Here is a 9961-nt window from a genome sequence, read left to right as displayed (position 1 = left end):
CGTTCGCCAGCGCCTGCCGGATCACCCGCTGCTGCGACGGACCGTTCGGCGCGGTCAACTGGCTGCTGGCGCCGTCCTGGTTGACGGCGGTGCCGCGCAGTACGGCGAGCACCGGGTGACCGTTGCGCCGCGCGTCCGACAGCCGCTCCAGGACCAGCAGACCGACGCCCTCGCCCCACCCGGTACCGTCCGCCCCGTCCGAGAACGCCTTGCACCGCCCGTCGGCCGCGAGTCCGCGCTGCCGGCTGAACTCCACGAAGGTGGTGGGGGTGGCCATGACGGTGACGCCGCCCGCGAGCGCCAGCGTGCACTCGCCCTGCCGCAGCGCCTGGGCAGCCAGATGCATCGCCACCAACGACGACGAACACGCCGTGTCCACCGACACCGCCGGCCCCTCCAGACCGAAGGTGTACGCCACCCGGCCCGAAGCGACACTCCCCGCACTGCCGCTCGCGATGTAGCCCTCGAAGCCGTCGGGCGCCCTGCGCATCCGTGATCCGTAGTCGTTGTACATGACGCCCGCGAAGACACCGGTCGCACTGCCCCGCAACGCCCCCGGCTCGATACCCGCCCGCTCGAACGCCTCCCACGCCGTCTCCAACAACAACCGCTGCTGCGGATCCGTCGCCAACGCCTCACGCGGCGAAATACCGAAGAACCCCGCATCGAAATCCGCAGCCCCGTACAGGAAACCGCCACGACGCGAATAACTCGTCCCCTCATGAGCCGGATCAGGGTCGTAGAGCGACTCCACGTCCCAGCCCCGGTCCCCCGGAAACTCCCCCACCGCGTCCACACCGTCCGCCACCAAGCGCCACAGATCCTCCGGCGAGGCCACACCACCCGGATAACGGCACGCCATCGACACCACCGCGATCGGCTCCGTGTACTCGTTCAGCCGTCGACGGGCCTGGCGCAGATCCGCCGTGGCCCGCTTCAGGTAGTCGCGGAGCCTCTCCTCGTTGTTCGTCATGCGACGCGTACTCCCTCGGGGCAGTCCGGCATGGCAGCAGTGGTGCGGTCGCCAGCCTCGCCAGGACCGCTAACGACGACCTTGTCGAGCCCTAAAGCGCTGGGGCCCCGCGGGCGCCCGCGGTGTCAGGCGATGTCACGCAACTGCCGCTGGAGGGCCTTCTCCACGTGGCTGAGGGGGATGTCCTGACGTACCCGTTCCGGGTGATGCGGCCCCGGACCCGTGGTGGGCTCGCACGAGGTGTCCGGAACGGAGTACGACATCTTTCCGAACGTCACCAGCGTGTCCCAGAGGAAACCCGGCAGTCGCCGGAAGACGGACCTCAGCAGACGGAGCATTCCCGGGACTCCCTCCCGCCCGTCGGGCCACCCCCGGTAGGTGGGCTCCGGCGAGGGTGCCCGCCGCCTCTAAAGCCGGTCCAAAGGCCGCATTCGCGCGGAAGGCCCCGTCAGCCGGCTTCCCGGTACTCAAGCCCTCCGTCGGCCACGAGGATCGCCTGGTGGAGGTCGCGCAGCGCGCGGCCGGGCTCAAGGCTCAGATCACGGCCGAGGCGCTCGCGCAGCGACCGGTACACCGCCAGCGCGTCCGCCTGACGCCCGGACCGGTAGAGGGCAAGCATCAGTTGGCGGTGGAAGGCCTCGCGGAGCGGGTGTTCGGAGACGAGGGTGTACAGGTCGCTCACCAGATCGCGGTGCCGTCCGAGGGCCAGCTCGGACTCGACCAGCAGTTCCGTGCACTCCAGGCGGGATTCCTCGTACCAGGTGGTGAAGGCCCGGGCGGCCGGTATGTGTTTCAGGCCGTGGAGCGCGGGCCCCCTGCACAGCGACAGGGCGGCCCCGAACGCCACGACGGCGTGCTCGTGACGCCGGGCCCCCGCCTCGGAGCGGCCCGTCTCAAGGAGCTCCTGGAATGCGTGCAGGTCGAGTCCGTCGTCCCCCAGGATCAGCGCATATCCCGGTGAGCGCGTGACGATGGGGTTCTCGGGGCGTTCCGGTACGGCCAGCAACTTCCTGAGATGGGAGACGTAGACCTGTAAGGAGGCCACGGCCCGGCGCGGCGCCTTCTCGCCCCAGATCTCGGCCACCAATTGCTCCACGGGGACGATCTGGTCGGCCCTCAGCAGCAACAGGGCCAATACGGCTGCCATTTTGTGAGCGCTGACGAGGTCGCTGCGTCCCGGGCCGCGCACGCGCAGCGGTCCGAGAATTTCATAGCGGAGCTTGCCGGGCGGAATGTCGGCGGCGCCGTCCCGCACACTCTCAGCCATATGCGTTCCCGTTCCGTCGGCGGCACCGGTGGGCCGCTGGGGCCTGTTCTGCGTCGCGATCCGGACCAGGGAGCGGCGAGGCGCGGCACGGACGACCGCAAGGCGCCGGAAGGCCCCCGCAGCGGAGCCACCAGGGCGTTTCGGAAGCGCGGCGCATGCGCGCCACGCCTTGCGATGCACCACACCGATCGCCGCGGCCTGTCCGGCCCTGATCCACCGGACAGCCCTGGTTCAGCGGATCGGGCTCCAGGCTAACCAGGTGAACGCCCCATATCCAGGCCTCACTTGGGCCGGAATTCCCGGTCCCGGCAATAGCTCGCCGAAACCCCGGATCGGCATGGTGTCCGTCACCCGACACCACGGTCCTGCGTCGCCGCGCCGCCTTTCGACCCCTGCCCGGAATCTCGGCCTCATTCCCGCTCAGGGCAGTTCGGCGAGCACCGCTCGTACGGTGTCCGCCACGTCCGCCAGCCGGGAGGTCAGATAGAAGTGGTCACCGGGCAGCACCGTGAGCCGGAAAGGACCCGAGGTGTGGTCCCGCCAGCGCTGTGCGTCGGCGAGCGGCACCAGGGCGTCGCGGTCCCCGATGAGCACATGGACGGGGCAGCCGAGGCGTGCCGCGGGATCGGGAACGTACGCGTGCAGGGCCCGGTAGTCGGCCCACAGCGCGGGAAGGGTCAATTCGCGCAGATCGGGGTCGGCCAGCACGGTCCGGGAGGTCCCGCCCAGCCGTACGACCTCCTCGATGAGGGAGTCGTCACTGCGGAGTATGCGCGGGTCGACGTGAGTGAGCACCGGGGCGCGGCCTCCGGAGGCGAACAGGGCGCCGGGGACGGGCCCTTGCTCCCGCTCCCCCAGCAGCGCGGTCTCGAAGGCCACCAGCGAACCCATGCTGTGCCCGAAGTACGCCGTCGTCACGCCGCCCGGCGGACCGCCCGCCGCACCGCGCGTCGCCTCGGCGACGGCTTCGGCGGTGTGCCGGGCCAGTTGCCGGATGTCCCGTACGGCTGGTTCACCGCGCCGTTCGAGCCGCCCGGGATACTGCACGACCAGCACCCGCACGGCCGGGGACAGCGTCCTGGCCAGCGGGGCGAAGAACCCGGCCGAGCCACCCGCGTGCGGGAAGACCACCAGGCAGGGCGCTCCGTGTGCGGCGGGCGCGTACTGCCGCAGCCAGTCGCTGTGGAGGGCCGCGTCCGTGCCGGTCATCCGGTGCCTCCGTCCGTCACACGGACGGCATCCGGGCCGACGCCGAGCCTCGCGGTGCGACGAGCCCTTCCCGCGCACCCGCGATCCCGGTGAGGACGTCGGCGGCTTGGGCGCAGGGCGCCGGTGGTGCCGCCCGGACGAACTGGTGGGCAGTCGCGGTTCCGGTCCATGCCGAAGCGCCTGAGCAGCGCAGCGGTATCGACGGGCGGCCCGGGAAGGGCCGTTCCGACTGACAGAGTGCACACCGCCGGGTCCCCCACGGATCTACTCCTTCCGAAGTCCCACTGCGGGAACACTAGGACAGCCTTCTAAAGCCGCCCTAGCGGATCTCGGGCACCGTGGGGTCCCTATTTCTTGAGGTCCCCCATAGCGTCGTGCCACCGTAAGGAATCTCTGGTCCGTCAGTTCTGCGAGCTGTCGGACCGGGACAAGGCCGTTCCGTGCTGCCGTGTCGACCGCGGTCACTCGGCACTCCCTGCCGGACTCGGCTCGTTTTCGGCGTCGGTCTTCGCGGTCGTCCACCAGTAACCGTGCGATCCCCTGCTCGCTGAAGACGCCTCGCAGGGCGAGGGCTATGCCCCCGTGGATCGCGGAGGCGCCGTCGGGCCGGGTGGTGGTGATGGTCAGTTCGCGCGTGGTCAGGGGCAGCGCCCGCTGGTAGACCACGGCACGCACCCCGGACAGGAGGTCGTCGCGCAGGTCGCTCAGCGGGCCGCCGAGGACCAGCGTGCGGGGGTTGTACATGACGTCCTGCATGCGGCGACCCCGCTTCAGGCAGAGGTCCGCAGCGCCGACAAGCGGTAGAGAGACGAGGCACGGGCCGGGAGCCCGGCACATCCCACCCGTGGCCGGCAGGACACCACAACTCCCTTCGGCTACAGGGCTGTTGCGCTCAGAGACCAGATCACTGACCCACCTCGTGCGGCTCCTCAGCCACGCTCTCCCGTCCGCCTGCCGTGCCGGACACAGGTGCGGGCCCACGTAGCCGCCCGGTCGGGCGGGTGGCCAGCGGCTCGGTCCAACACGGCCGCGAACAGGTCCCGCGGCGGGGAGAGCAGGTTGTGCGCGCCCTCCGCGGCCTCCCCCGACAGGGCGATGCCAACCCTGGACACGGACGTGGCGCGGGAGCACATCCGCACCGCGGTCGCCACCCCACTGCGGGGCTGACGACCGCTTCGACGACGGGTGCGGTCCGGGCCGCTTCCGCTGCCCGTCTCTCTCGCCAGGGTTGCTTTCGAATGTCCACGCACTGTCCCGAACGAGGGCGCGACACACGGCCCGCCCCTCACCGCCCGCCTGTCACACCAGGCGCCTGATCTCCCCGCGCACTCGGTAGAAACCGGCCGAGGAGGAATGCAGCGCGTCCACCACATAGCGCGCTCCGGGCTCGCGAATCGCGCGCGGGAACTGGACGTTCCAACCCGGCTCATAGCCCTCGGAGACCACGTGCACACGCACTCGGCCTCCTTGCTCGAAGCACTCCACGACGACTCCGTTCCCCGCTGCGGGGACGGTGCTGACCGTGGCGACGGAGGCGGCGGTGGTCAGCGGTGCGTACGTCGGCATGGCGGCCGCCAGCTTGATGTCCGCGGCGACCGGCACGGTGCCCGACTGGGCGGCGGTGATCGCGGCCTCGCTCGCGTCGATGCAGGCGAGTGAGCCGTCCGTGGAGACGATGTACAGCCGTTCGTCGTGGTACTGCATCGAGAGTGCCGAGCCGCCACCCGTGCCGAGCTTCCACAGCCGGGTGCCGTCGGCGGTGAAGCAGTACACGGAGGACGCCGAGTCGCCCGCGAAGACGTACCGACCGCCGGCGGACGTGGCGCACGAGTACACCGCGGCATCGCACTGGTAGGAGGCCTCGACGGCCCCGGAGGACTTCGCGAGGCGCTGGACGACACGCCGTCCCGTCCCGGCGTAGACCGCGTGCTCCTCCTGCCATCCGAACAGCACGTTGCCGTTGGTCGCGGTGTGCCAGAGCTGTCTGGCGCCGTCCGCCGCGTAGGCCGTCACACCCTGGCTGTGCCCGTGGTAGACGGCGTGGTCGTCGGCCCGCACCATCCACGCGTTGTCCCCGGACGAGTTGCGGGACCACTGGAGCTCGTCCTCGTGGTCGATGACCGTCAGTCCGCCGTTGCGGTCGGAGACGTTCAGCACGCCCGCGTGGATGTCCAGCCAGAAGATGTCCACCTCGGCCGCGATGTCGTAGGCCGCGAACGGCACCTTCGAGGAGAGGTCGTACACCCGGCCGTCGTCGCAGCCCGCGTAGATCCAGAAGTCGTCGGCCACCAGGCATTTCACGCCGTCGGGCAGGGAGTAGTGCGCCAGCACCTCGCCGTCATGGCTCAGGTTGTAGACACTGCCGTGCTGGTTGCCGACCCAACAGCGGTCCTCGTCCACGTGGATGCCGAACGCCGAGGCGCCGGTACGGAACCGCCACAGCACCGGGGCGGTCGCCCGCGCCGTCGACGGGGCGGACGTCACCTGACGGCGGGTCACGGGGCGGGCCGCCCGCTGCCCCTGAACGGCGGGCGCGTACCCCTTCCGTACCTTCTCGGCTATCTTCTTCGCCGCTGCCGCCTGCGCCTTCTCGACGGTGGGAAAGGCGGAGGTCTGGTGCTGCCCGTCCACGCCGATCCGTCCGTACCGCACGGCGACGGTGGTCCCCTCGACAGTCACCTCGTAGAACTTGTGGGCGCCACCACTCTCCTGAGACAGCTCCAGGTACGTCGTGTTCCCCGACTGTCGTGTCTGCGCAGCGGACACAGCACACCCCTCCCCAAAGGCCCGTTCGGCCGGTACGGCCGATCTCCAGTGACTCCAAACTAGTGGTGACCACTGACATCGCCGTCCCGGGACCGCTCGTTCCGGGGGACCGGCCGTACCTCTCCTCATGTCGTCAGGAGTGCGTCAGGGCGCGGGAGTTCGCATCAGGCGCTCCGCCAGTGTGACCGCGAACTCCTCCGCCCGCGCCAGCTGGGTGCGCAGGTCCGCCACGCGCTGGTGAGCGGCACGCTCGAAGCCGCGTACCCGCTCCAGCAACCTCTCGTGCTCGCCGGCCGGCAGTTCCTCGCCAGAGTCCAGGCGATCCGTGGCTTCCAGCAGGTCGCGCATCTCGTCCAACGTGAAGCCGAGCGTTTTCATCCGGCGGACGACCATCAGGCGGGCGACGTCGGACTCGGTGTAGAGACGGAAGCCGCCCAGGGAGCGGGCCGAGGGGGTGACCAGGCCGGTCTCCTCGTAGTGCCGGATGGTGCGCAGCGACAGATCGGTCCGTGAGACCGGCCACCGGCGCACAGGCTCATCCGCTACGACGGCTGCCGTCCCGGTCTCCGATCCCACCGAGTCACCGACTCGGTGACCGCCACGGCCGGTAGTCCGTTCGTGGGGACCGGGGCCATCCCCTCAAGCCTTGAGAAATCCGATGACCGCCTCGTTCACGGCGTCGGGCCGCTCCAGGTAGCCGTAATGGCCGCAGCCGGGTATCTCGATGTAGGCGGCTGCGGGGACGGCCGCGGCGAGTTCGCGGCACAGATGTGGGCGGACGACCAGGTCGTCCTGGAAGGCGAGGACGAGGCAGGGGCGGGTGATCCGCCGGTAGTGCGGAAGGCGGTTCGGGATGACTTCGAGGCCGAGTTGTGCGCGGACCGTCGACGGGTCGGGGCCGGCGAGTTCGAGGATGCCGAGCCAGTCCCGCAGTCTGTCCTCGTCGTTGAGTGTCCGTGGTGAGAGGTTCTGCAGGGCCTGCCGGTACGCGGACACGGCGGGAGGGATCTTGACGCCGCTGTCGGCCAGCTCGATGTCGGCGGCCGACATGGCGGTGATCAGCGCGTCCGCTCGTCCGCAGCTGGCCATCAGCACGGCCCGCGTGACGAGTTCGGGCCGGGCGAGGAGGAGTTCCTGCGCGATGAGACCGCCCAGCGAGTGGCCCACGACCCGGCAGGGCCCCGCGCCCATGTGCTCGATCAGACCGGCGACGTCCGCGGCCATGTCGTCGAGAGTGAATCCGGCGGGGGACGGACCGGTCGGCGGGATGCCGCGGTTGTCGAGCGTGATCACCCGGTGGCCGGCCGCCCTGAGGGCGGGCACCTGGTGGGTCCGCCAGATCCGTCCCGGGGCGCCGGTGCCGGCGACCAGCACGACGGGCTCCCCCAGGCCGCCGTAGTCGTCGTAGCCGAGGTCTGTTCCGTTGACGCGCGCGATCGGCATCGTCCTGTCCTTCCGCCGCCTCCTGCGGGGCGGCCCCTGGCGGACGGAGCGGCCCGCCGCGCTGTTCGGAAACCGAGAGGCCCAGGCCCGCCGACAGGTTCGCCCCCACCGGCGGACCCGGATCACCTCACCGGCCGGACCACACGGGATGACGCTTCTCCGCGAAGGCCCGGGGGCCTTCCACGGCGTCCCGGCTGTGCATACGCCGTTCCTCCCACACGTACCTCGTGGCGAACGCCTCCTCCAGCGGCTGGTCGAGCGAGCGCATCACGGCCTCCTTGATGGCCCGTACCGACAGGGGCGCGCTGCGGATCAGATCGTCCGTCCAGGCGTCGACCCGTCGGTCCAGGTCTCCTTCCTCGGCGACCTCGTTGACCAGTCCGAAGTGCAGCGCTGTCGCCGCGTCGATCGGGCGCCCGGTGAGCAGATGTCCCATGGCCGTCTTCAGGGGCAACTGGCGGGCGAGCCGGAAGGCGCCGCCCGCGCCCGGGACCAGCCCGAGCCGCGCCTCCGGCAGGGCGAACCGCGCGTCGTGCGAGGCGACAACGAGGTCGCAGGCGAGCGCCAGCTCGAAGCCGCCGCCGAGGGCGTAGCCGTTGACCCGTGCCACAACCGGTTTGGACAGGGTGAACCGCTCGGTGAGCCGGGGCCAGCCCGGCAGGCCCCGGCTTCCGAACGTCGTCCGAGGGGTCCCTTCCGTGTCGAGGCGGCTGCGTTCCTTCAGGTCCTGTCCGACGGAGAAGGCCCGGTCGCCCGCGCCGGTGAGGACCACGACGCGGATGTCGTCGTCGGCCTCCACGTCGTCCCAGACACCGGCGAGTTCCTCGTGCATGCACAGGTCCATCGCGTTCAGCACCTCGGGACGGTCGAGGGTGACGCGGGCGACGTGGTCCTTCTTCTCGTACCGCACCCGGGCACGGTCGTCGGGACTCACCCGGTCCCCGGTCACGACGACGACCTCGCCGCGAACCTGCCGACCTTGTGGATCACGTCCTCCCCGTACAGCCGCAGCGCCTGCTGGAGGGCGAACTCCGCCATGTACGCGCGAAACGCCTCGACGGGCTCCTCGGCGAGGTTGAGCATCCGCCGGTTGGCGAGCACCGCCTCGCCGTCGAGACGTTCCAGGCTCCGCTCGACGGCGGCGTCCAGCTCGCGCGGGTCCACGACCTCGTCCACCAGCAGCCGAGCCTGCGGCTCCGAGGCCCAGATCCTGCGCCCCCCGAGGATCACCTGACGGGACAGCCGGGGTCCGGCGTACCTGCTGAAGCGGAGGTTGGCCACGCCGGGGATGATCCCTTCCTTGGCGGCCGGGAGGCTGAGGTAGGCGTCGGACGCGGCGAGGACATGGTCGAACACCAGCAGCAGTTGGGCGCCCCCGCCGATCGCGAAGCCGTCGACAGCGGCGACCCACGGCTTCTCGACGTACGGCGAGTGCCACCGGTCCGGGTCCTCGACGAGCAGGCCCCGGACGAGTTTGTGGATGTAGCCGAGTTCACGGCGCAGCAGGAAGTCGACCAGGGAGATGTCACCGGAGCTCAGGTTCTTGAGGTTGATGCCCGCGCTGAACACCCGCTTGCCGCGGTAACGGGGATGGCTCATCTCCCCTCCGCGCAGCAGGCCGACCCGGACGGCAGGATCGAGGAGAGCAAGGTCTACGGCCGTCTCCATGTCGTCGACCTGCTGGTTGTCCTCGGCGTTGAGCCGGTCGTGCCGGCACATCGTCAACCGTGCGACGCCGTCGCGGCGTTCGAGCCGTACGGCCTCCATCGCCACGACACCGGTCCGCAGGAACTCCGGCAGCAGCCCCCGCGCCCGGGCCGTCGGCCGGAGCATGGCGTCGAGGAGGTGAGGACCGGCCGAGGGCGACCGCAGGACGGCCCGCAGGAAGATGCCCTGGTCGATCTCGTGGCCCTCCTTGTCGGCCTGCGGCCGGCTCCGCTCCTGCGCGAGCCGTCCGGCGTCCGCCACCAGGCCGGGGAAGGCGGTTGCCGCGGCCGCGACCAGGTCGTCGATCCGCAGGCTGCGGGTGCGCCCTTCGGTGACCCGGTCGTACACGGCGTCGCCGTACCCGTCCAGGAACCGGGCGCGCAGGGCGCGGGCCCGGTTCTTCACCGCCTCGGCCAGGTCCCGCTGTTCGGGTGTGCGGCGCGTCGGGTACGGCAGTGACGCCAGCGTCTTGTCCACGCGCTCGGCGGCCTCCGTCAGCGCCGACCACTCCGCACGCGCGGCCTCCTGCTCCAGCAGAACGGTCGTCATACGGCCGCCCCGCCTTCCGCACCGAGGAGTGCAGGGCTTGGCCACGT

Annotated in this window: 9 protein-coding genes; all 9 read right to left on the bottom strand. The window is 70.9% G+C overall.

Translation table 11 applies throughout. The annotated features are described in order from the left end of the window. Window positions 1–973, bottom strand: a 973-nt coding sequence (locus ACWDEW_RS46650; protein ID WP_450522128.1) for a beta-ketoacyl synthase N-terminal-like domain-containing protein, incomplete at its 3' end; no start/stop codon positions are given. A 125-nt stretch (window positions 974–1098) separates the two neighbouring features. Beyond that, window positions 1099–1311: a DUF6059 family protein gene (locus tag ACWDEW_RS46645; RefSeq protein ID WP_450522126.1), complete on the bottom strand. Its 213-nt coding sequence runs from the start codon at window positions 1309–1311 to the stop codon at window positions 1099–1101. A 110-nt stretch (window positions 1312–1421) separates the two neighbouring features. After that, window positions 1422–2240 (bottom strand): AfsR/SARP family transcriptional regulator, encoded by an 819-nt coding sequence (locus tag ACWDEW_RS46640; RefSeq protein ID WP_450522124.1) that lies wholly within the window; start codon window positions 2238–2240, stop codon window positions 1422–1424. A gap of 420 nt (window positions 2241–2660) precedes the next feature. Further along, window positions 2661–3449: a thioesterase II family protein gene (locus ACWDEW_RS46635; protein ID WP_450522122.1), complete on the bottom strand. Its 789-nt coding sequence runs from the start codon at window positions 3447–3449 to the stop codon at window positions 2661–2663. A gap of 1299 nt (window positions 3450–4748) precedes the next feature. Continuing rightward, complete coding sequence (locus ACWDEW_RS46630; RefSeq protein WP_450522120.1) at window positions 4749–6215, bottom strand: WGR domain-containing protein; 1467 nt, start codon at window positions 6213–6215, stop codon at window positions 4749–4751. A gap of 144 nt (window positions 6216–6359) precedes the next feature. Beyond that, window positions 6360–6746, bottom strand: coding sequence for a MerR family transcriptional regulator (locus ACWDEW_RS46625; RefSeq protein ID WP_450522118.1), 387 nt, complete (start codon window positions 6744–6746; stop codon window positions 6360–6362). Between the two features lie 108 nt (window positions 6747–6854). After that, window positions 6855–7658, bottom strand: a complete 804-nt coding sequence (locus ACWDEW_RS46620; protein WP_450522116.1) for an alpha/beta fold hydrolase — start codon at window positions 7656–7658, stop codon at window positions 6855–6857. A gap of 127 nt (window positions 7659–7785) precedes the next feature. Further along, window positions 7786–8607 carry an enoyl-CoA-hydratase DpgD gene (gene dpgD, locus ACWDEW_RS46615; RefSeq protein ID WP_450522114.1) on the bottom strand — a complete coding sequence of 274 codons (822 nt, stop codon included), beginning with the start codon at window positions 8605–8607 and terminating at the stop codon, window positions 7786–7788. Further along, entirely contained in the window at window positions 8604–9914 is a 1311-nt protein-coding gene (gene dpgC, locus ACWDEW_RS46610) for a (3,5-dihydroxyphenyl)acetyl-CoA 1,2-dioxygenase DpgC (protein WP_450522112.1), read from the bottom strand. Before dpgC ends, dpgD begins: the two co-directional genes overlap by 4 nt. Window positions 9915–9961: the final 47 nt, after the last annotated feature.

It is taken from the genome of Streptomyces sp. NPDC001100 (genome assembly GCF_053598575.1).
This window is presented reverse-complemented; position numbering and strand designations above follow the sequence as displayed.

Excerpts from the sequence above, each read along its gene's own strand:
- dpgC (WP_450522112.1), bottom strand. The coding sequence starts at position 9,914 with ATGACGACCGTTCTGCTGGAGCAGGAGGCCGCGCGTGCGGAGTGGTCG.
- ACWDEW_RS46640 (WP_450522124.1), bottom strand. The coding sequence starts at position 2,240 with ATGGCTGAGAGTGTGCGGGACGGCGCCGCCGACATTCCGCCCGGCAAG.
- ACWDEW_RS46635 (WP_450522122.1), bottom strand. The coding sequence starts at position 3,449 with ATGACCGGCACGGACGCGGCCCTCCACAGCGACTGGCTGCGGCAGTAC.
- ACWDEW_RS46620 (WP_450522116.1), bottom strand. The coding sequence starts at position 7,658 with ATGCCGATCGCGCGCGTCAACGGAACAGACCTCGGCTACGACGACTAC.
- ACWDEW_RS46645 (WP_450522126.1), bottom strand. The coding sequence starts at position 1,311 with ATGCTCCGTCTGCTGAGGTCCGTCTTCCGGCGACTGCCGGGTTTCCTC.